The sequence below is a fragment of the Arthrobacter sp. StoSoilB22 genome (assembly GCF_019977315.1).
Lineage (GTDB): Bacteria > Actinomycetota > Actinomycetes > Actinomycetales > Micrococcaceae > Arthrobacter.
This window is the reverse complement of the sequence record NZ_AP024652.1, coordinates 4,199,514-4,218,895: the sequence shown is the minus strand read 5'-3', so window position 1 is coordinate 4,218,895 and position 19,382 is coordinate 4,199,514. Positions and strand designations below refer to the sequence as shown.

The 19,382-nt window shown below is 63.8% G+C and carries 19 protein-coding genes and 1 riboswitch; of the genes, 11 read left to right on the top strand and 8 right to left on the bottom strand.

From position 1 onward, the window contains the following. Positions 1 to 47 precede the first annotated feature (47 nt). The 3 genes from LDN70_RS19520 (at position 48) to LDN70_RS19510 (ending at position 2,397) form a co-directional block, all read left to right on the top strand. Complete coding sequence (locus LDN70_RS19520) at positions 48 to 599, top strand: RNA polymerase sigma factor (RefSeq protein WP_142937570.1); 552 nt, start codon at positions 48 to 50, stop codon at positions 597 to 599. Further along, complete coding sequence (locus LDN70_RS19515; RefSeq protein WP_223941162.1) at positions 596 to 1,441, top strand: hypothetical protein; 846 nt, start codon at positions 596 to 598, stop codon at positions 1,439 to 1,441. Before LDN70_RS19520 ends, LDN70_RS19515 begins: the two co-directional genes overlap by 4 nt. Before the next feature lie 128 nt (positions 1,442 to 1,569). Beyond that, a complete protein-coding gene (locus tag LDN70_RS19510; protein WP_223941161.1) occupies positions 1,570 to 2,397 on the top strand; it encodes a type IV toxin-antitoxin system AbiEi family antitoxin domain-containing protein in 828 nt (275 codons plus the stop codon). Here LDN70_RS19510 and ald read toward each other — a convergent pair. Beyond that, positions 2,387 to 3,505, bottom strand: coding sequence for an alanine dehydrogenase (gene ald / locus LDN70_RS19505; RefSeq protein ID WP_142937573.1), 1,119 nt, complete (start codon positions 3,503 to 3,505; stop codon positions 2,387 to 2,389). The genes LDN70_RS19510 and ald overlap by 11 nt on opposite strands. A 209-nt stretch (positions 3,506 to 3,714) precedes the next feature. Here ald and LDN70_RS19500 point away from each other — a divergent pair, with 209 nt between their 5' ends. Continuing rightward, a complete protein-coding gene (locus LDN70_RS19500) occupies positions 3,715 to 4,929 on the top strand; it encodes a PucR family transcriptional regulator (protein ID WP_223941160.1) in 1,215 nt (404 codons plus the stop codon). 165 nt (positions 4,930 to 5,094) lie between these two features. Here LDN70_RS19500 and LDN70_RS19495 read toward each other — a convergent pair whose 3' ends face one another. After that, on the bottom strand, positions 5,095 to 6,417 hold the full coding sequence (locus LDN70_RS19495) for a hypothetical protein (protein WP_223942710.1): 1,323 nt from the start codon (positions 6,415 to 6,417) through the stop codon (positions 5,095 to 5,097). A gap of 2 nt (positions 6,418 to 6,419) precedes the next feature. Continuing rightward, a riboswitch (cyclic di-AMP (ydaO/yuaA leader) is annotated at positions 6,420 to 6,568 on the bottom strand. Between the two features lie 239 nt (positions 6,569 to 6,807). Between LDN70_RS19495 and LDN70_RS19490 the strand changes: the two genes are divergently transcribed. Beyond that, positions 6,808 to 7,878 carry an ATP-dependent DNA ligase gene (locus LDN70_RS19490; RefSeq protein WP_223941159.1) on the top strand — a complete coding sequence of 357 codons (1,071 nt, stop codon included), beginning with the start codon at positions 6,808 to 6,810 and terminating at the stop codon, positions 7,876 to 7,878. A gap of 81 nt (positions 7,879 to 7,959) precedes the next feature. On the opposite strand, the gene LDN70_RS19485 is transcribed toward LDN70_RS19490, so the two are convergent. The 6 genes from LDN70_RS19485 to ptsP form a co-directional block, all read right to left on the bottom strand. After that, a complete protein-coding gene (locus LDN70_RS19485; RefSeq protein ID WP_142937577.1) occupies positions 7,960 to 8,238 on the bottom strand; it encodes a DUF6480 family protein in 279 nt (92 codons plus the stop codon). A 113-nt stretch (positions 8,239 to 8,351) separates the two neighbouring features. After that, positions 8,352 to 9,155: an alpha/beta fold hydrolase gene (locus tag LDN70_RS19480; RefSeq protein WP_166842493.1), complete on the bottom strand. Its 804-nt coding sequence runs from the start codon at positions 9,153 to 9,155 to the stop codon at positions 8,352 to 8,354. 2 nt (positions 9,156 to 9,157) lie between these two features. Then, entirely contained in the window at positions 9,158 to 9,418 is a 261-nt protein-coding gene (locus LDN70_RS19475; protein WP_223941158.1) for a maleylpyruvate isomerase mycothiol-dependent enzyme family protein, read from the bottom strand. A 36-nt stretch (positions 9,419 to 9,454) separates the two neighbouring features. Further along, positions 9,455 to 9,871, bottom strand: coding sequence for a helix-turn-helix domain-containing protein (locus LDN70_RS19470; protein ID WP_166842491.1), 417 nt, complete (start codon positions 9,869 to 9,871; stop codon positions 9,455 to 9,457). A gap of 139 nt (positions 9,872 to 10,010) precedes the next feature. Then, positions 10,011 to 10,289: an HPr family phosphocarrier protein gene (locus LDN70_RS19465; protein ID WP_089596564.1), complete on the bottom strand. Its 279-nt coding sequence runs from the start codon at positions 10,287 to 10,289 to the stop codon at positions 10,011 to 10,013. A 30-nt stretch (positions 10,290 to 10,319) separates the two neighbouring features. Then, entirely contained in the window at positions 10,320 to 12,020 is a 1,701-nt protein-coding gene (gene ptsP, locus LDN70_RS19460; protein ID WP_223941157.1) for a phosphoenolpyruvate--protein phosphotransferase, read from the bottom strand. Between the two features lie 129 nt (positions 12,021 to 12,149). Here ptsP and LDN70_RS19455 point away from each other — a divergent pair, with 129 nt between their 5' ends. The 6 genes from LDN70_RS19455 (at position 12,150) to LDN70_RS19430 (ending at position 19,382) form a co-directional block, all read left to right on the top strand. Further along, a complete protein-coding gene (locus LDN70_RS19455) occupies positions 12,150 to 12,872 on the top strand; it encodes a TetR/AcrR family transcriptional regulator (RefSeq protein WP_142937582.1) in 723 nt (240 codons plus the stop codon). Positions 12,873 to 12,938: 66 nt separating this feature from the next. Then, complete coding sequence (locus LDN70_RS19450; RefSeq protein WP_223941156.1) at positions 12,939 to 15,035, top strand: PTS mannitol transporter subunit IICBA; 2,097 nt, start codon at positions 12,939 to 12,941, stop codon at positions 15,033 to 15,035. After that, positions 15,035 to 16,183, top strand: coding sequence for a mannitol-1-phosphate 5-dehydrogenase (locus tag LDN70_RS19445; RefSeq protein ID WP_223941155.1), 1,149 nt, complete (start codon positions 15,035 to 15,037; stop codon positions 16,181 to 16,183). The genes LDN70_RS19450 and LDN70_RS19445 overlap by 1 nt, the downstream gene beginning before the upstream one ends. 171 nt (positions 16,184 to 16,354) lie before the next feature. Beyond that, positions 16,355 to 17,305, top strand: coding sequence for a siderophore ABC transporter substrate-binding protein (locus tag LDN70_RS19440; RefSeq protein WP_223941154.1), 951 nt, complete (start codon positions 16,355 to 16,357; stop codon positions 17,303 to 17,305). A gap of 12 nt (positions 17,306 to 17,317) precedes the next feature. Beyond that, on the top strand, positions 17,318 to 18,325 hold the full coding sequence (locus tag LDN70_RS19435; RefSeq protein ID WP_223941153.1) for an ABC transporter permease: 1,008 nt from the start codon (positions 17,318 to 17,320) through the stop codon (positions 18,323 to 18,325). Next, positions 18,318 to 19,382: an iron chelate uptake ABC transporter family permease subunit gene (locus LDN70_RS19430; RefSeq protein ID WP_223941152.1), complete on the top strand. Its 1,065-nt coding sequence runs from the start codon at positions 18,318 to 18,320 to the stop codon at positions 19,380 to 19,382. The genes LDN70_RS19435 and LDN70_RS19430 overlap by 8 nt, the downstream gene beginning before the upstream one ends.

The following is a 19,382-nucleotide window of genomic DNA, read 5'->3' as shown; positions in this document are numbered from 1 at the left end:
CAAGGAGCCCCGCTACGTAGTGTGGTGTGGGACGGAGGCATCCACGGGTGCTAGACCCTTTGGCTGATGAATACGTGCAGGCGGATCAGGATGATCCCGCCCTGCTCTTCACGGCTGCCTACAACAACTTCGCCGGACCGGTTTTTGGCTATCTCAGGGCACGCGGCGTGGACGACCCCGAAGCCGTGACGCAGGACGTATTCCTGGCCCTGTATCCCAAGCTGGATTCGCTCCGTGGAGGGCTTCAGGGTGCCAAGACGTTGCTGTTCACCATCGCGCACGCGCGGATGGTTGACCACTATCGCAAGCGGGAACGAACGCCCGATTCCACGCCATATGAAGTGGACCTGGACGCGCGGCGGTCACCATCGGCCGAAGACCAGGCTTTTGGACGAGTCGCCGGCCTGGGAGTCACCGAGATTATGGATGATCTTCCCGACGATTATCGGGAGGTCCTGGCACTTCGGGTCGTCGCAGATGTTTCGGTGGAAGACACGGCGGCCATCATGGGCAAGTCCCAGGGATCCGTCAAACAACTCCAGCGCAGGGCATTGGGTGCACTGAAGAAGCGTGCACTACTAAGGAACGGCACATCATGAGCGAACAATTCACGCCTCGCGGACGCCGCGACCAGCAGGCCATCGACCATTTGCTGGCCGACTCCGGCCTCTCCGGCGACGCAGCCCTCCGCACGGAACTTCTGGAGCTCCGTTCACTGGCTGGCACTGCCCCTTTGCCGTCCGACGCAGTCCGCGCGCTCATGGTCAGCAGCCCAGCCGCCACAGAACGGCTCGCTGTCACCGAACAGCCCTCGACGGCGGAGAAACCGTTCGCGTCGTCGGGTGCACCCACGGCGGTACTCGCCACCGTTGCGCCGGAGCCCCAGCCCGGGTTCGCTCCTGTGGACGAACTCGCTGCACGTCGTCGTAAGAAGCGCCGCGCCGCCATCGCGGGCCTTGCCGTTGCCGTGTCCTTGGCAGGCGGGGCTACCGCTGCCGTCGCATCGGAGGGCGGCCTGCCGGGCGCTTTCCAGCATCTTGGAGCAGCAATCGGTTCGGTGGTGTCACAACTGAACCCGGGTTCGGGCAGCGCTCCCCAACCCGATGCGCCCGCTGGCACCACCCCCGAGCAGCAGGTGCCTGCTCCGGACGTGCCGCAGCAAGGTTCTGCCACTGTCCAACCCCAGCCTGCTCCGTCGGCACCCGTCAGTCCTGTTGTTCCCGAACCCCAGCCGCAGCCCGGGGGCGAACCATCGCAACGTACCCCCAACGCGCCGTCGCACCAGGAGCCCGGAAACGGCGTCATCCCCACGCCGCCGGTGTTGCCCGTGACCCCGCCGGAGATCGACCCCTCCACGATCGATCCCTCAAAGCTTGGCCCCTCGGGTGTTCCTGTGCCGGTTCCATCGCAGCTGATTCCGTCCCTCCCGTCGAGGCCCTAACCGCAAATCCGTTCTCGGCCCGCTGTTCCGTTGTTGGGCCTCAACGGAACAGCGGCCTCGGCACGTAGTTGTCCACATAGGATGCATCCTCGATGGCTGTCGGCCACCCCTGCACCAAAAATGGGTAGATGCAATCACCAAAGCTTGATGCCCTTCTCGCTGAGCATTGGCCGTCCACCCTTGTTGCCTCAACCCCCGAGCTTGCGGCCACGGGCCTGGGGGACCGCGCGCTGACCGCAGGAGTGCGTTCGGGGAAGCTCCTGAGGCTGAGGCGCGGTGCCTATGTCCGGACAGTTGACTGGCGTCGTCGCAAGCCCTGGGAACGGGAGATACTCCGTATTCAGGCCCAGGCGTGCAGCACGTCGGGCCAAGCAACGTATAGCCACCTGAGTGCTGCCCGGCTCCATGGGTGCCCTGACTGGGAAGGTGGCCCTCAAGTGCATGTCACCACGCCATTCTCTCCTGCCCAGGCAAGTTCGGGTGCGGATGTGGTTGCCCACGGTGGGCCGTTGAACCCGGAAGAAATCACGGAAGTGCCCGCGCCGTGGGGAGGCCGGGTCAGAGTCACGAGCCTTGAACGGACAGTGATCGACTGTGCGAGAACGTTGGCGTTCGAAGCAGCCGTGGTTATCGCGGACCAGGCCCTCAGGCGGGGTGCTGATCCGGGAATCCTGCAACATTTTCTGGACAGCGGCAGGATCACGCGGGGTGCGCGGCGGCTGCGTCAGGTTCTCGCCGCAATGGATAAGCGATCCGAGTCAGTGGGGGAGACACGCACTCGCCTGCTTCTCCACAAGCTGGGCATCCAGGAGCCTGTGCTGCAGCTTGAGGTGGAGACACCCATCGGAACTTTTCGCGCTGAAACGTCGGAAGCCCGCTGTTCCGTTGCTGGGCAGCAACGGAACAGCGGGCCAGGGACGAGTTTCTGTCGCCGCGAAGGCTTCGCTATGCGGTGACCAGGCTGTGCCAGTCCGTCACCAGCGGCAGGTTGTGTGCCTCGGAAACGGAGTGGTGTGCCACGTGGCCTGCAGCGATGTTGAGGCCGGCGGCGAGCGCGGGATCGCGGTCGAAGGCGGCCTTGACGCCCAGGTTGGCCAATGCCACGGCGTAGCGCAGGGTGACGTTGGTCAGTGCGTACGTGGAGGTGTTCGGAACGGCGCCAGGCATGTTGGCAACGCAGTAGAAGATCGAGTTGTGGACCTTGTACGTCGGTTCCTGGTGGGTGGTGGGGTGCGTGTCCTCGAAGCAGCCGCCCTGGTCAACGGCGATGTCCACAAGAACCGAGCCCGGCTTCATGCGGGCAACGAGGTCGTTGGTGACCAGCTTGGGTGCCTTGGCGCCGGGGATCAGGACGGAGCCGATCACGAGATCTGCGTCGATGACTGACTTCTCGATCTCGTAGGCGTTGGAGGCAACGGTCTTCAGGCGGCCCTGGTAGAGGGCGTCGAGTTCGCGCAGCCGGTTGATGTTGATGTCCATGATGGTGACATCAGCACCGAGGCCCAGCGCCATGGCGGCGGCGTTGGTTCCCGCAACGCCGGCGCCGAGGACAACAACCTTGGCCGGGCGCACACCCGGTACGCCGCCCAGGAGGACACCCTTGCCACCGGCCGGAGCCATGAGGGAGGAAGCGCCGACCACTACGGACAGGCGCCCTGCGACCTCGGACATCGGGGCGAGCAGCGGAAGCGTGCGGCCCTCCTGAACGGTTTCATAGGCGATGGCCGTGACGCCGGAGTTGATGAGCTCGGCGGTGAGCTCGGGCTCTGCGGCGAGGTGGAGGTAGGTGAAGAGGATGAGGCCCTTGCGGAAGCGGTGGTACTCGGCCGCGATGGGTTCTTTGACCTTCATGACCATGTCCGCGCGGGCCCAGACGTCGTCGGCTTCGTTGACGATTTCTGCGCCGGCGATCGAGTATTCCTCGTCGGTGATGCCCGAGCCGAGGCCTGCGCCGCGTTCAACCAGAACGGAGTGTCCGTGGGTGCGGAACTCGTGGACGCCGGCAGCCGTGATGGCTACGCGGAACTCGTTGTTCTTGATTTCTTTGGGGACACCGATGATCATCTGTGGGCTCCATCGTTAGCGGCCTCTTCGGCCGAAAAATGTGTTGCGGGCTGTGATTCCAGAATAAATCCGGCTGTGAGGCAGGCGACATGGAGCAAGAACTGCCCGCACAGGAAAACCCTGTGGATACAAGGATCCTAGCCGGGCAAGTTCGACATTTGTCGAGCACTGAAGCGTCAAGTGTCGCCTGCTGTTGGTACGCTTTTCCGATGCAGCAGGACGTGGAACAGATCGTTGAACGGGTGGCTTTGAAGCTGGGCCGCGGGCTCTCCCTGGAAGACCTCGACGGCGTTCTCCTCGCCTACAGCTCCAACCAGTCCCACGCCGACCGCGTCCGCGTGAACTTCCTCCTGAGCAAGCGGGTACCCAGCGACGTCAGCGCATGGCAGCTCGCTCACGGCATTGCTACGGCGGTGCGACCCGTGGTGGTTCCAGCCAACGACGAACTGGGCATGTTGGGCCGCGTCTGTGTCCCCTTGCTGGTGCGCGGTTTCCGCGTGGGGTACTTGTGGGTGCAGCTTGACCTTGAAGAACAGAGCGCGACGGCGATACTCGCCGAACTGCCAGGCGTGCGGGACGAGCTGGACCTGCTGGCGGGCTTGCTCCTTGATTCCAACACGGCTGAATCGGAGTTCCGGCGACGGCGTGAACAGGAGTTTCTGTCAGCCTGCGGCGGCGAATCCAACGCTGTGGCCGCCGTCGCGGGTTGGAAGGAAATCCAGGGCCGCGGTCCGTGGCAGCTGGTGACTATCCTCGACCCCTATGGTGCGAGGTCCGACGTCGATCCCATTGCAGCTACCCTGACGCATCGATCTGCCGCGCTGCAGTCCACCATTGGCGTGAACGCCGCGTTGTTCAGCGCCGGAACGGAGACGCATTCCGTTGTGTTGTTCCGCGAGTCGGGCGGCCGGGCGGACCATGCCCAGGTTTTGGTGCACTATCAACTGGAGCTCGCCAAACGCGCAGGCCGCAAAGTGGACAGGGTAATCTTGGGGATCAGCGAACCATTCCAAGTTATCCGGCAGCTGTCCGGTGCGTACCGGCAAGCGAAGGTTGCTGCCCAAGCGGCCGCAGTAGACCTCCCTTTGGGTGAGCTCGTGGACAGCCGAACTGTTGGCGTGTACCAGCTGTTCGATCGTTTGGTAGCACCGGGCGGTTGGGATGACACGGGATCTGTGCATTTCAGGGCACTCGAGGACCACGACAAAAACGGCGAACTCCTGCCCGTCCTTGAATTGCTCTATGACAATGACGGCTCGGTTCAGGACGTCGCCGCCAAACTTCATCTCCACAGGAGCAGCATCTACAACAGGCTCGGCCGGATCCGCCAGCTCATCGGTGCTGATCCGTTGAGTGGCGCGATCCGGCTCGAGTTACATGCGGCCCTGAAGGCCAGGCGTTGGGCAGTACGGCCACGGATCTGAGCCTGCTTCCCCTTGTAAGTACGAAGTATGCGGTGTTGCCTTACGAGCGCCGCAAACGCTGGCAGCTCCAGCGCCCCATCCGCCGACGGAACGTGGCAGTCCGGCTGCTGCTGCAGTACCGGCTATGCCACCCCGCATGGGTGGACGTACGCGGCAGGCGGGTGCTCAACCGAATACCTTCTGTGCGGCATCGAGGATGTCCTGAAGTGCCGATTCACTGGGCTGCGGTGCTGAGGCAGCGGTCGGCTTGCCCGGTTTCGGCTTGGACGTCGGCGTTGCAGTATCCGTCGGCGTTGGAGTCGGTGTGGGAGTCGCAGTTCCTGTGGGAGTCGGGGTCGGTGTGGGAGTGCCCGTTGGCGTCGGCGCAGGCGGTGTAGTGATGGTGTCCGAGGGCGGCACATCGCTCGGCGCGGGGGCCGGCTGGGTGGGTGCCGGGCTGGTGGCGCCAGGAACTGCCGGGACTGCGGACGAGCCCGCTGACGGAACCCATACCGGGTCCGCGAGCGAAACCTGTGGGGTGGGAGTCGACGACGGCGACACCGCCCCGGGTGCCTCCGCGATCGTCGCGGGCTGGCCGGCCTCGGAGGAAGCCGTTGCCCCTGATGCTGTGGATGGCGTGGAGGCCGAAGGTGATGACGCCGTGGTGTAGGAAGCCTTGGGCCCGGGCGATGCCGAACCCGAGGTGCGGCCTTCGCCCCCGCCGGCTTCCTGCGACGGGGTTTCCTGGCCGAAGAACGGAAGTTCAAGGGCCGGCCCCAAAGCGCCGGCTGTCAGCACGAGGCCAAGGGCCCCCGCCACCACGGCCATGCGCTGGCTCATGTGTTTGACCGAAGCCGCCTTGCGCAGGGCGGCCTGTGGTTCGCGGCCGAACGGCTCACGGCCGAACGAGGATGTGGCGCCAAAACCGGACTTGGTGGTGGGCGCAGCGGCCGGCTTTCGAACGTCCCGGCGGCTTGCCAAGGATGCTGAGGCTGTAGCGGCTGCGGCCACCTGAGCCGGAGACTTGCCGCGCGGGGACTCAGCGTCCTTGCGCGGGGACTCCGTGGGTTCCGGCGTGCGCGCGGACTCATCGCGGGCAGTGACTACGGGAATGGCCGCAGTTGCGGGTTCCGGCGTTGCAGGCTGCACTACTGGAATAGCCGTGGTGGCGGGTTCCTGGCTGGCCGGCGGAACGATGGGGATGGCTGCGGTAGGAGGTCCCGGTGTGGTGGACTTCGGAGCTGCCGCCGATTCCTCGGGCGCGAGTACGGCCCGGGCAGCACGCTCGCGCTCGGCTGCGCGGATTTCCGCACGCGTGGTGGGTTTCACCGCGGCGGGCATGGCCGCCGTGGCGGGTTCCGGCGTCGTGCTTGACGTTCCGCTGACGGCGGCGGAATCTGCCGGCGCGTTGTCAAGGAATCCGCTGGGTTGGGCCCGACGGCGTCCGGTTGGCTTGGTGCGCTCGCCTTCAGTCTGGGCGCGGCGCGGCTGATCCATGGTTGGGGACATGGTGGTTGCCTCTCAACGCCTTCGAGGTTAGCTGTCGGGTTCGGACGAGGCCGTCCGGCCGCGCAAGGCGGCTTCACCCCAAGGGCTTGTGGGTAACAAGCCCGGGAACCTGGGTCCCCCGTCTCTGCCGCGGGTCTGGCGGATCCCGGATTGCGGCAGAGCTCGGCGTCAATCCGGAAGCGGCCCAGCGGAGATATGGGTCGCCCTACGACGGTACATGAGCCGGAAAGTAAAGTCACATTAATGTAACGGGCGGTAGTTCAGCCTAAGCGGTAGGCTTCTGGCGCTTAGGCTTCGGGGCCGGTGCTGGGCGGCACTCGCTGGGCCGCTCGACCAAGATATCCCTGGCCAACACTAGCTTCGGCGCGCACCGGCGGGTAGACATTGTCTATGGACCTGCCTGTGATGCCACCCGTCTCGCCCATGCTCGCCAAATCCGTTCCGACCATCCCCGATGTTGGGCACTACGAGCCCAAATGGGACGGCTTCCGGACCATCGTCTTCAAGGACGGCGACGAGATCGTCCTGGGCAGCCGCAACGAGAAGCCCATGACCCGCTACTTCCCGGAGCTGGTGGATGCCCTCAGGAAGAACCTGCCGGACAAATGCGTGATTGACGGCGAAATCGTCCTGATCGAGGGTGGCCGGCTCGAATTCGAGGTGCTCCAGCAGCGGATCCACCCCGCCGACAGCCGCGTCCGTATGCTCGCAGAGAAGACCCCGGCGTCCATGATTGCGTTCGACATCCTCGCGCTGGGCGATCAGAACCTCATGGACAAGCCGTTCTCCGAGCGCCGGGCCATTTTGGAACGTGCGCTCGCCGAGGCCGAGCCGCCTGTGTATGTGACTCCTGCGGTGACTGATCTGGAACGGGCGCGGGAGTGGTTCGTACAACTGGAGGGCGCGGGCCTGGATGGTGTGCTGTCCAAACCACTGGATGGGGCGTACCTCCCGAACAAGCGGGTGATGTTCAAGACCAAACACGAGCGCACGGCCGATTGTGTGGTGGCTGGGTTCCGCTGGCACAAGACCGCGAAAGTAGTGGGCTCCATGCTGCTTGGCCTGCACGACGACACCGGCCGGCTACATCACGTGGGAGTGGTGGCATCGTTTCCCATGGCCAAGCGCGAGGCCCTGGTGGCTGAGCTTGAGCCGTATCAGATTGAACTCGACCAGCACCCGTGGGGCGAATGGGCCAAGCAGGACGAGGCTGCCGGGGGTTCACGCATGCCGGGCGCCCAAAGCCGCTGGAGCGGGGGCAAGGACTTCTCCTTCGTGCCCCTGCGCCCCGAGCTCGTGATCGAAGTGAAGTACGACTACATGGAGGGGGACAGGTTCCGGCACACCACGCAGTTCCGCAGGTGGCGGCCGGACAGGACCCCCGGGAGCTGCACGTACGCGCAGCTGGAAGAGCCCGCTGAGTACGATCTCGGGGAGATCCTGAAGCTACCGAACACCTAGGGCGTTGCCAACCCGCTGTTACGTCGCTGGCCAGCAACGAAACAGCGGGTTAGCAACGTAACAGCGAGGCTTGCAGCGTAGTTACTCGTGGTGGCCTTGGTCGCTGCTCATGCTGCCTTCGGCCGGCGGGGTTTCTCCCGGAGGAACTCCACCGCCGGGCTCCAACCCTGTGACGTTGCCGTCCAGGGGGTCCGGGTTGGCGGAGGCTGCGGGATCCTCGTCCTCGTCCTGGCGCATATCGGGATCTTCGTGGATGCTGTCGGCATCGGAGGTCGTGTCATAGGATCCTGTGGCGAAGGGTCCTGTGGCGCCGGTGGTGCCGAAGCCCTGTGTCTCTTCAGTTGAGTCTTTGTCAGTCACGATCAGCCCTTTCGTAAGCAAACTTACTAATGCGCTTGCTCCGTCAGCCTAGCCGGGACGCGGCTACCCGACAAGCGGCACCCAGTCCAGGTGCCGGCGTCGTGCGTCAGTGTTTAGCGGTGCGGAGTGGTAGCGGTGACGAAGCTCCGGATGGCATCCGCCACAGCCTTGGGACGCATGTGCTGCGCCACGTGCCCGACGCCCGGAATCTCTACCAAGCGACCCTGTACCACTGTCCTGGACAACCGCAGTGACCAATCCGGGCCCGCCACCTGGTCGCGGCTACCGCGCAGGACCAGCAACGGTACCTGGATGCCGGCCAGCCTTTTCTCCGTGGGGTATTTCATCATCACCGGCAGCTCGGTGAGGTACCAGCGCGGGCCGCAGCGGAAGTAGTCGGACATGACGATCGCGTTGGACGTGGGACTCTCGCGGAGTATTCCGTCGAGGGTCAGGGCCAGCGACTGCCGCCACACATTTTTATGCCGTGAATCCACCACGGGACCCATCAGTACTAACTGCTTGACCTGCTCGGGGGCGCGCAGGGCCGCCTCGATGGCAAATTGCGTACCCATCGAATGCCCCACCAACACGTAGGAGTCGATGCCACACGACGCGAGTGTATCGGCAATGAACGCGCCGTAGTCCTCCACTGAGAGCTGGCGACCGGGCTTGGGCGTCCCGCCAAAACCGGGCAGGTCCAGCGAGTACGTCGGTGCGCTCGCCGCGAGAACAGCATGCAACCGCGCCAGGTATCTATGCGACACCCCGATCCCGTGAATCAAGATGTACGCGGGTTCGCTCCCCGGCTCTGCGCCCGGCTCCGGCGCAGGCGAGCCTTTCGTCCAATGGATCCTGCCGGTCAGGCCTAAGGCCTGGACGTCGGCAGAAAGCAATCCTTTTGTGTCCCCTGGCATCTTCACTCGTTTCCCAACCGTTGCAGGAACACCGGAGCTCCGGGTCCGCTCACTTCATCGCTCCCGATCGGCCGCCCTGACACCGCAAGCAGTAATGCGCTGAGTACGGTGGCCCCGTGCTGGGCGGGGTAGTCGCGGCGGATGCCGGAGCACAGGGACGGCGTCTGCCATTGCGCTGGCTCAAGCGGTTCGAGGTCTTGGATCAGCGCACGACGCTCCTGGTGCACCACGGGCCAAACGGTCGAAGGGGAGCTTTTTGCCATACCGCTATTGAACAGCATGCTGGTGATGTGGGTTGGCTAGCTCTGGGAATCGGTGACGTCGTCTGCCGTAGCCGCTTGGGCTTGCTGCTTTTTCTTCTGCGTTGCCAGCCATTCAATGATGGCGGCCTGCCGGATGCGACGATGCGTTCCCCGGTACTCCACCGGGATTTCGCCGCGATCGGTCATGTTGCGCAGATAGGTGTGGGAGATGCCGGCAAGCTCAGCGGCTTGTGAGGTGGTGAGCATTTCCTCCACGCTGCTCACCGTCACCGTTTCGCCACGGCTCAGCCTGGCGAGGAGGTCGACGACGGCGTCCCTCGCCTCGGTGGGCAGGCGGTGGACCGTGCCATCTACGAACACGGTGATGTCATCGCTGTCTTGGAGGGAGCGTGCCAGATTCCGGGCGTCATCGGCGGGCAAGCCAGGAGTGACGCGGGGAGCTATCAATGCCATGGCAGAAGCCTAGCGCGTGGCTCACGTTGGACCGTCGCACACCGCGTCCAGCATCCATTGAGACGGATCGCTGCACCTTGGACGACTCCAACCGTCCAAGGTGCAGCGAATCGTCGTACCGGCCCAACCCGGCGAGCAGCTACTCTGCGTCCAAGTCCGTCTCCAGCAGCTTGACCAGTGCGTCCAGCGCGGCGTCGGCTCCGTCCCCCTCGGCCCGCAGCACCACTACGTCACCCTTGGCAGCGCCGAGCGTCATGAGCGAAAGGATGCTCGCGGCGTCGAGCGCGTCATCGGCGGGTTCGCCTTGCATGGCAATGGTGACCTCCACGGGCTGCTCGCCTGCAGCCTCGGCGAACAAGGCGGCGGGGCGGGCGTGCAGTCCGGAGCGGCTGGCGATGGTGGCTGTGCGTTCGGGCATGGATTTCTCCTAAAAGTCGGAAGCGAAAAGTTAGAGGCCGAGTTCTTCGAGTACGGGGAGTTTGGCGCGGACCCAGTCGCGGGCCTCAAGAGCGCTCGGAGCAGACAAAGCGAGCCGGGCCAGTTCCTGCGCCTGCTCCAGTGTCACCGTTTTCAGCACGGTCCCGACGGCGGGCAGGGAGCGCGCGGTCATGGACAGTGTGGTGACACCCAGCCCGGTCAGTACGACGGCGAGGGCAGGGTCGGCGGCAGCCTCACCGCAGACGCCCACGGGCTTGGGGTCGCCTTCGCGGCCGGAGCTTTCCTGCGCCGCACCTTCAACGGTGAGCTGCACGAGCCGGAGCACGGCAGGCTGCCACGGGGTGTTGAGTTCCGCGAGGGGTCCGAGCTGGCGGTCGGCGGCCATGGCGTACTGGGTGAGGTCGTTGGTGCCGAGGGACGCGAACCCGACTTCGCGCAGCACGGTGGCGGCGGTCAGCGCAGCAGAGGGGACCTCCACCATCACGCCCGGCGTCTTGATTCCGGCAGCAGCGCAGAGGGAGGCGAAGCGGCCGGCTTCCGCGGCGGTGGAGATCATGGGGGCCATGACCCACACGTCGGCGTCGGATTCCGAAGCTGCCCGGGCAATGGCCTCGAGCTGGCGCTCCAGGACGCCTGGTGTGGTGAAGTCGGTGCGGTAGCCGCGAACACCCAGTGCAGGGTTGGGTTCGGTGGCATCCGTGAGGAAGGGGAGTGGCTTGTCGGCGCCGGCGTCGAGCGTGCGAAGGACAACTTTCTTGCCCGGGAACGCGTCAAAAACGGCCTTGTAAGCCGCGGCCTGCTCCTCCACGGAGGGCTCGGTGTCTCGTTCAAGGAAGCAGAATTCGGTGCGGAACAAGCCAACACCCTGGGCGCCCAAAGCGGCAGCTGCCACGGCGTCCTTGGCTCCGCCGACGTTGGCGAGGAGCGGCACTAGGTGGCCGTCCGCCGTCGTGCCGTTTCCGTCAAACTCCGCAAGCGTCGCGGAGGTCTCAGCCCAGGCAGTCGCCGCAGCGCGTTGTTCATCAGAGGGCGATACGGCCACGAAGCCAGCTGCGCCGTCTACGTAAACCTCGGAACCGTCGGCAATATCGTCAACGCCGTGCGCAGCCACCACGGCGGGCAGGCCGAGTGAGCGCGCAATGATGGCCGTGTGGGACTGCGGGCCGCCGCCCGAGGTCACCAGAGCAAGGACCACGGCGGGATTCAGTGTTGCGGTGTCCGCCGGTGCGAGGTCCTCGGCCACCAGGATGAAGGGCGTGTCCGAGGCGGGAATACCCGGTGCGGGGACGCCGCGGAGTTCGGCAACGATGCGGGCGCGCACGTCCAGGACGTCGGTGGCGCGCTCGGCCATGTAGCCGCCCAGGTTGTGCAGCATTTCGGAGACGGAAGCGCCGGCTTCCCAGATAGCCCTTTCGGCCGAGGAGCCGGCATTGATCAGCTTCGCGGCCGACTTCAGGAGCATGGTGTCCTTGGCCATGAGCGCAGTGGCTTCGAGGACGGCTTTGCCGTCGCCGGAAGCACTGTCCGCGCGTCCCTTGAGTTCGTCATGCACCGCCTGCGCAGCCGCTTTCAAACCCGCGACGGCGTCTTCCGGACTAACGTCCGCTGCCAAACGCTCTCCCGACGGCGGTTCGCTCACCGGCTTGGGCATCTGGCGGACGGAACCAATGATGCGGCCAGGGCTGACCCCTACTCCTTGGAAATTCTGCACTGAATCCTCTGTTCCTGCTTGTTGGTTCAGGCCCGCCGGCGACGGCACCGGGAGCCTCGAAAACTAGCCTACAAAATTCCTTTGTGAGCCACTTCATATAGCAACGCTATAGGTGCTAGGGTAGCGGTTATGAGTTTCGATGACCAGCTTCCGCCCAAAATTCGGTTGCTTCGCGCAGCTGCCGAATTGCTGGCGAATTCGGAGGGGTCAGCGGTCTCAACGCGCCAGATCACCAAGCTTGCCGGGGTCACGGCGCCAACGCTCTACCACCACTTTGGCGACAAGGAAGGCCTGTTCGACGCCGTCGTATCGGCCGGATTTGAAGAGTATGTGGCGGGGGAGCGGGATTTTGCACCGTCCGGGGAGCCCTTGGAAGACGTCCGGAGGATGTGGGACAACCACGTCCAGTTCGGGCTGAGCCAACCCCATCTGTATTTGGTGATGTTCGGCAATATCAGACCGGAAAGCCGGCCGGCAATCGTGGCCGATGCTGAAGCGCTTCTGGAAGAAATGCTGAACAAAGCCGCTATCGCCGGTCAGATCAACGTGCCGCCCCGCGAGGCGGCACGCAGCATTCTGGCCGCCAACGTGGGCGTCACGCTCATGCTGATCGCAGAACCGGTGGAAGAACGGAACCTCGAGCTCTCAACGATGACCCGGGACTCCATGATTTTCGCCGTCTCCACGGACACCGCCCGTGGCGCCGCAGCGGACGACTCCGGTAAGTCGTCCGTGGTTGTTGCGGCAATCGCCCTGAATGCGGCACTGCAGGCCTCACATTCGGACCAACTTTCCAGCTCTGAATTGAAGCTGTTCCTCGAGTGGCTTCACCGCATTTCCAGCAGCTCCTAAGGCTGTTCTCTCTCGATCTATATCGACTGACCCCGCGCCGCAGCGGGACACACGTTAGGAATTCACATGGCAACAGAGACCGTTGCGAAGCCCCGCACCAGCGCCCGCGTTGGTGTCCAAAAGTTCGGAACATTCCTGTCCGGCATGATCATGCCCAACATTGGCGCCTTCATCGCCTGGGGCCTCATCACTGCCCTGTTCATTGAGAAGGGTTGGATTCCCGTAGCCGAGTTGGGCGGCTTCGGAACCAATGCCGAAGGCGAACCCAACGGCGGCATCGTCGGCCCGATGGTCACGTACCTGCTTCCAATCCTGATCGCCTACACCGGCGGCCGGATGGTCTATGACGTCCGAGGCGGCGTGGTGGGCGCCATTGCCACCATGGGCGTGATCGCGGGTACAGACTCTCCCATGTTCATCGGTGCCATGATCATGGGCCCGCTGGGTGCCTGGACCATGAAGCAGATCGACCGGCTCTGGGACGGCAAGATCCGTCCGGGCTTTGAGATGCTGGTCAACAACTTCTCCGCCGGTATTTGGGGCGCAGTGTTGGCGCTGGGCGGTTTCTACGGCCTTTCCTATGTTGTTAAGTGGTTCACGGACCGTGCTGGCGAGGTTGTGGAGTTCCTGGTCAATAACGGCCTGTTGCCGCTGACCAGCATTTTCATCGAGCCCGCCAAGGTCCTGTTCCTCAACAACGCCATCAACCACGGCGTGCTTACTCCGCTGGGTATTCAGCAGTCGCTGGAACAGGGCAAGTCCATCCTGTTCCTGCTCGAAGCCAACCCCGGCCCGGGCCTCGGCATCCTGCTGGCCTACATGTTCTTCGGCCGCGGTGCAGCCAGGGCTTCGGCTCCCGGCGCAGCAATCATTCACTTCCTCGGTGGTATTCACGAGATCTACTTCCCATACGTGCTCATGAAGCCCATCCTGATCCTCGCTGCGATCGGTGGCGGCATGACGGGCATTGCCACTATGGCCGTCACCAATTCCGGCCTCGTGGCTCCGGCTGCCCCGGGTTCGATCATTGCCGTGTTGGCACAGACATCCCGTGACAGCTATGTGGGCGTCATCCTGGCGGTTGTTTTGGCGACGGCCGTGTCCTTCCTCATCGCTGCGGTCATCCTGCGCACGTCCAAGAACAAGGGCGAGGACGACCTTTCCGCAGCCACGTCCCGTATGGAAGCCATGAAGGGCAAGAAGAGCTCCGTCTCCTCTGCACTTGTTGGTGACCGCGCAGACGCCCAGCCGGGCACTGTCCTGACCCGCCCGGTCCAGAACATCGTGTTCGCTTGCGACGCCGGCATGGGTTCCAGCGCCATGGGTGCCTCGGTCCTGCGCAACAAGATCAAGGCGGCCGGCTTCCCGGACGTCAAGGTCACCAACTCGGCCATCGCCAACCTCAACGACAACTACGACGTTGTGGTCACGCACCAGGACCTCACCGAACGTGCCCAGCCGAGGACGGCCAGCGCCGTTCACTACTCGGTGGACAACTTCATGAACAGCCCCAAGTACGACGAAATCGTGGACCTGGTCCGGAGCAGCAACAGCGAAGGTGCGGCATCTGAAACAGGCGTAACGCCCGACTCAGGCACGACGACGGAGCCCGGCGCCGGCGTACAGCCCGCCGCAGCTGCCACAACAGCAGCCCCCGCCCATGGTGCGCATGCCGCTGAGCCGGCCCCCGCCGCAGGCGGTAAAGCAACAGACGGTCAACCCGTTGAAGGTAAAGGTGTCCTGCTCCGCGAAAGCGTGGTCCTGAACGGAACTGCGACTGACCGGGACGCCGCGATCGATGAAGCCGGAAAGCTCCTGCTGGATCGCGGTGCCGTGGATGTCAGCTACGTCCACGCCATGCACGAGCGCGAGGAATCCGTGTCCACGTACATGGGCAGCTTCCTGGCGATCCCGCACGGCACCAACGATGCCAAGGAACACATCAACCACTCGGCAGTGTCCATCATCCGCTACCCGGAGGGCATCGACTGGGGCGGCAAGCAAGTGAAGTTTGTGGTGGGCGTGGCCGGTATCAATAACGAGCACCTCCAGATCCTGTCCTCGATCGCCAAGATCTTCACCAACAAGGCGCAGGTTGCCCAGTTGGAGGAAGCCACCACGGTTGATGAAGTGTTGGAGCTGTTCGGAAAGGTCAACGCATAGTGAAGGCAGTTCATTTTGGGGCAGGCAACATCGGGCGTGGTTTCGTGGGGCTGCTGCTCCACGAGGCCGGCTATGAGGTGGTGTTCGCGGACGTAGCGGACGCCCTGATCAGCCAGCTCGCCTCGGCAAGCAGCTACGACGTTCACGAGGTAGGCGAGAACCCGGCGGTCAAGACCGTGACCGGTTTCCGCGCCTTCAACTCAGCGTCACAGGAAGCCGCCGTTGTTGAGGAAATTTCGACGGCGGATGTGGTCACCACTGCGGTGGGGCCACACATCCTGAAGTTCGTGGCACCAGTAATCGCCCGAGGGCTGGCGGCCCGTCCCGCGGACTTGCCGGCCCTCCAAGTGATGGCTTGCGAGAATGCCATCAACGCCACGGACCTCCTGCACACGGAGATCCAGGCTGCCTGGGACGAATCCGCGGGTGACTTGGGGGCAGTCGCGGTCTTTGCCAACACGGCCGTGGACCGCATCGTCCCCAATCAGGCGGCGGGACAAGGCCTGGACGTCACGGTGGAGACCTTCTACGAGTGGGTCATTGACCGTACGCCGTTTGGAGACAACGCCCCGAAGATTCCCGGAGCTACCTTCGTGGACGAGCTGGGGCCGTACATCGAACGCAAGCTGTTCACGGTGAACACCGGCCACGCTTCTGCTGCGTACTTCGGCTACGCAGCAGGGCTTGAGAAGATCTCCGATGCCATGGCGGATCCGGCTGTGGCAGCGAAGGTCCGGGCGGTGCTGGAGGAAACCAAGGAACTGCTGGTGGCCAAGCATGGGTTTGTGGAGGCTGAGCAGGAAGCCTATGTGCAGAAGATCCTGTCCCGCTTCACCAACCCACACCTGCCGGATACCGTGAACCGCGTGGGCCGGGCGCCTCTGCGGAAGCTCAGCCGCCACGAGCGATTCGTTGGCCCGGCGGCGGAGTTGGCCGAACGCGGTGTCACGCCGGTGGCATTGCTTGAGGCGATGTCCGCAGCCCTCCGTTTCGACGACGGCAACGACGACGAAGCGGTGGAACTGGCAAAGCTTCTGTCCGAGCTGGACGCAGCGACCGCCGTCGAGCGCATCACGGAACTGACGCCGCCGCACCCGCTCTTCGCCGCCGTCCAGAAGCTTGTGGAGGACCGGCAGGCCGAAGCGTAAGTTTAACCACCGATCGTCATAAAGGCTCTCCAGCGGGAGAAAAACCAGTGAGATAGCTCACTTTTACCCGCTGGAGGGCCTTTCGGCTTTGAAGTTAGCCTCACCTAACTAATAGAGTCAAAGCGCAATTAGGCAACACATCTATGACTTATTAGTGAGTGGAGTACTGGCGTGAAGAAGAGGCTGTCGAGCTACATTGGGGCACTGGCTGCAGGGGCTGCCTTGCTGACTGTTACGGCTTGTGGGGGCGGGGCAACGGCGTCTTCGCAACCCGAGGAAGCCAGCACCATTACCATCGAGCACGCCCAGGGCTCCACGTCCAACGTTCCCGTGAACCCGGAGAAGGTTGTCACGTTCGATCTGGGCGTTCTGGACACCATGAACGCGCTCGGCGTCGAACCCACCGGTGTTCCCGAGGCCAGCTACCCGGAAGCGTTGAAGAAGTTCTCCGACGCCAAGTACGCCAAGGTCGGCTCCCTCAAGGAGCCCGATTTCGAAGCCGTCAGCTCCGCAGCTCCGGACCTCATCATCGTCTCGGGCCGCACCGCCGGTGCTTATGAAGAATTGAGCAAGATCGCCCCCACCATTGATCTCTCCGTGGACGCCGCAAAGCCCATGGAAAGCTTCAAGGCCCAGACAGAGAAGCTCGGCAAGATCTTCAAGAAGGAAGACGAAGTTACTTCCAAGCTTGCTGAGGTAGACAAGGTTGTCTCGGACACCAAGACCAAGGCTGCCACCGCCGGCAAGGGCCTGATCGTCCTGACCTCCGGCGGCGAAGTCACCGCGTACGGCGCGGGCTCCCGCTTTGGCATCATCCACGACGTCCTGGGCGTTCCGACGGCCGCCGAGGTCAAGGCTGAAGGCTCCCACGGCGAGGCCGTTTCCTTTGAGTACATCAAGGAAACCAACCCGGACATCCTCTACGTCATCAACCGCGACACCGCCATCGGCACCGCCGGTTCCACGGCAAACCCGATCCTGGACAACGAGCTCGTCAGGTCCACCAACGCCGCCAAGAACAACAAGATCGTCAACCTCGATCCTGCCGGCTGGTACATCGTGGGCTACGGACTGAACAACGTCCAAGCCATGGTCACAGCAGTGGCCGACTCCGTCGCCTAGCCCCTAACTGAAGTGACAATCACAGCCGTGCGCCCCACGGCACCAGCAAGCCGCAACCGGGCTGGCGAGACCGCCCGCCTGGTTGCGGCTGCTGCCGTGGTGCTGGTGATCGCTGTTGGCAGCATCTTCGTTGGGGTCAGTGACGTCTCACTGCCCGCGTTGCTGGCGAACGACGCCGGCGCTTGGGAAATCTTTTGGGTTTCGCGGGTGCCGCGCACCGTGGCTGTGGTCCTGGCCGGGATGGCTGTTGCCGTTGCCGGGTTGATCATGCAGCTCATGGCCCGGAACCGTTTTGTGGAGCCCTCCACCGTGGGAACGGTTGAATCCGCAACGCTCGGAATCCTGGTAGTCACCGTGCTGGCTCCGGACTCTCCAATTCTCACCAAGATGGTGGTGGCTTCTGTGTTCGCGATCCTCGGCACAGCGTTGTTCCTGGCCATCCTGCGGCGGCTCCCGACCCGCAACACCCTCCTCATTCCCTTGGTGGGCATCATGCTGGGCGGCATTATTGCGGCAGTTACCACGTTCTTTGCCTACCGCTTTGATCTCCTGCAGACACTCAGCAACTGGATGATCGGCGATTTCTCCGGTGTTCTCCGTGGCCGGTACGAGCTGCTGTGGATTGTTGCTGTTCTTGTCCTGGTGGGCCTCTTCGCCGCCGATCGCTTCACGGTGGCAGGCATGGGCCAGGACTTCACCACCAACCTTGGCCTGAACTACGCCCGCACCATGCGGCTTGGCCTGATGATCGTCTCCCTGATCTCCGCCGTGGTGGTCACCACGGTTGGAGCTGTGCCCTTCCTGGGACTCGTGGTCCCCAACATCGTGTCCCTGCTGTTCGGAGACAACCTCCGCCGGGCCGTTCCGTGGACCGCGTTGTTCGGTGCTGCCTTCGTGCTGGTTTGCGACATCATCGGCCGGACCATCAGGTTCCCCTACGAGGTGCCGGTTGGCATGGTCATGTCCGTGCTCGGCGCCATCCTGTTCCTCTTCCTGCTCCTGAGGAAACGCAATGCCTGAAACTCCTGTGACCCCGGCGACGGCCTCCCATATCCGTCCAATGCCCGACGGCGGCAGGCCGGGTCCGCGGCCATGGTCGCCGTCGCGCTGGCGTGATGCCGTCCGAAGCACCCCGCCGGGACTGGTGATCGCCGTAGTGGCGATTGCCGCCGTCGTGCTGGTTGCTGTTTTCCTGACAATCGACCTCAAAGGGAACATCGCGTACGTCCTGCCGCGTCGGGTCATCAAGGTCTCCGCGATGCTGCTGGTGGCCGTCGCGGTGGGCGTGTCCACGCTGCTGTTCCAGACAGTGACGGCGAACCGGATCCTGACGCCGTCCATTATGGGCTTCGATTCGCTGTACATTCTGGTGCAGACCGGCTTGGCTTTCGTGGCCGGAGCTGCAACGCTGGCCACGGCGCCGTCCACGCTCAAGTTCGGGGTGGAGATCCTGCTGATGATGGGGTTCAGCGCCATCCTGTACCGGTGGATGTTCACAGGTGCCACGCGATCGCTGCACCTGCTGTTGCTGGTGGGGATTGTGCTGGGGACCTTGTTCCGGGGGTTCTCCTCGCTGCTTCAGCGGCTCATGGAACCCAGCGAATTCATCATCCTGCAGGACTTGTTCTTCGCCAGCTTCAACAACGTTGACCCGGGTTTGCTGGGTGTTTCTGCTGTACTGGTCGCTCTGGTCTGCGTTGGCGTCTGGCGCATGCGGCACACACTGGACGTCCTGGCGCTGGGCCGCGAAGTAGCCATCAACGTGGGCGTCGACCACAAGCCAGTGGTGATGCGCGCGCTGCTGGCATGCTCCCTGCTGGTGGCGATTTCCACGGCGTTGGTGGGTCCGGTGACATTCTTCGGGCTCCTGGTGGTCAGCCTTGGCTACCAACTATGCCGCGGTTTCCGGCACGCTTGGCTCCTCCCGATCGTGGTCCTCATCGGTGCAATCGCCTTGGTGGGTGGCCAGTTGCTGCTGGAACGCGTGTTCGGGTTCGCCACTGCCCTCAGCGTGATTATCGAATTCACCGGAGGCATTCTTTTCCTCTATTTGTTGCTGAAAGGCTCACTGAAATGA

What these genes read in the sequence shown, in the direction of transcription:
- LDN70_RS19470 (WP_166842491.1), bottom strand. Translation starts at nt 9,871, where the DNA reads ATGGCATTGATAGCTCCCCGCGTCACTCCTGGCTTGCCCGCCGATGAC.
- LDN70_RS19450 (WP_223941156.1), top strand. Translation starts at nt 12,939, where the DNA reads ATGGCAACAGAGACCGTTGCGAAGCCCCGCACCAGCGCCCGCGTTGGT.
- LDN70_RS19510 (WP_223941161.1), top strand. Translation starts at nt 1,570, where the DNA reads ATGCAATCACCAAAGCTTGATGCCCTTCTCGCTGAGCATTGGCCGTCC.
- LDN70_RS19430 (WP_223941152.1), top strand. Translation starts at nt 18,318, where the DNA reads ATGCCTGAAACTCCTGTGACCCCGGCGACGGCCTCCCATATCCGTCCA.
- LDN70_RS19475 (WP_223941158.1), bottom strand. Translation starts at nt 9,418, where the DNA reads ATGGCAAAAAGCTCCCCTTCGACCGTTTGGCCCGTGGTGCACCAGGAG.
- LDN70_RS19500 (WP_223941160.1), top strand. Translation starts at nt 3,715, where the DNA reads ATGCAGCAGGACGTGGAACAGATCGTTGAACGGGTGGCTTTGAAGCTG.
- LDN70_RS19455 (WP_142937582.1), top strand. Translation starts at nt 12,150, where the DNA reads ATGAGTTTCGATGACCAGCTTCCGCCCAAAATTCGGTTGCTTCGCGCA.
- ald (WP_142937573.1), bottom strand. Translation starts at nt 3,505, where the DNA reads ATGATCATCGGTGTCCCCAAAGAAATCAAGAACAACGAGTTCCGCGTA.
- LDN70_RS19480 (WP_166842493.1), bottom strand. Translation starts at nt 9,155, where the DNA reads ATGCCAGGGGACACAAAAGGATTGCTTTCTGCCGACGTCCAGGCCTTA.
- LDN70_RS19465 (WP_089596564.1), bottom strand. Translation starts at nt 10,289, where the DNA reads ATGCCCGAACGCACAGCCACCATCGCCAGCCGCTCCGGACTGCACGCC.
- LDN70_RS19515 (WP_223941162.1), top strand. Translation starts at nt 596, where the DNA reads ATGAGCGAACAATTCACGCCTCGCGGACGCCGCGACCAGCAGGCCATC.
- LDN70_RS19495 (WP_223942710.1), bottom strand. Translation starts at nt 6,417, where the DNA reads ATGTCCCCAACCATGGATCAGCCGCGCCGCGCCCAGACTGAAGGCGAG.
- LDN70_RS19490 (WP_223941159.1), top strand. Translation starts at nt 6,808, where the DNA reads ATGGACCTGCCTGTGATGCCACCCGTCTCGCCCATGCTCGCCAAATCC.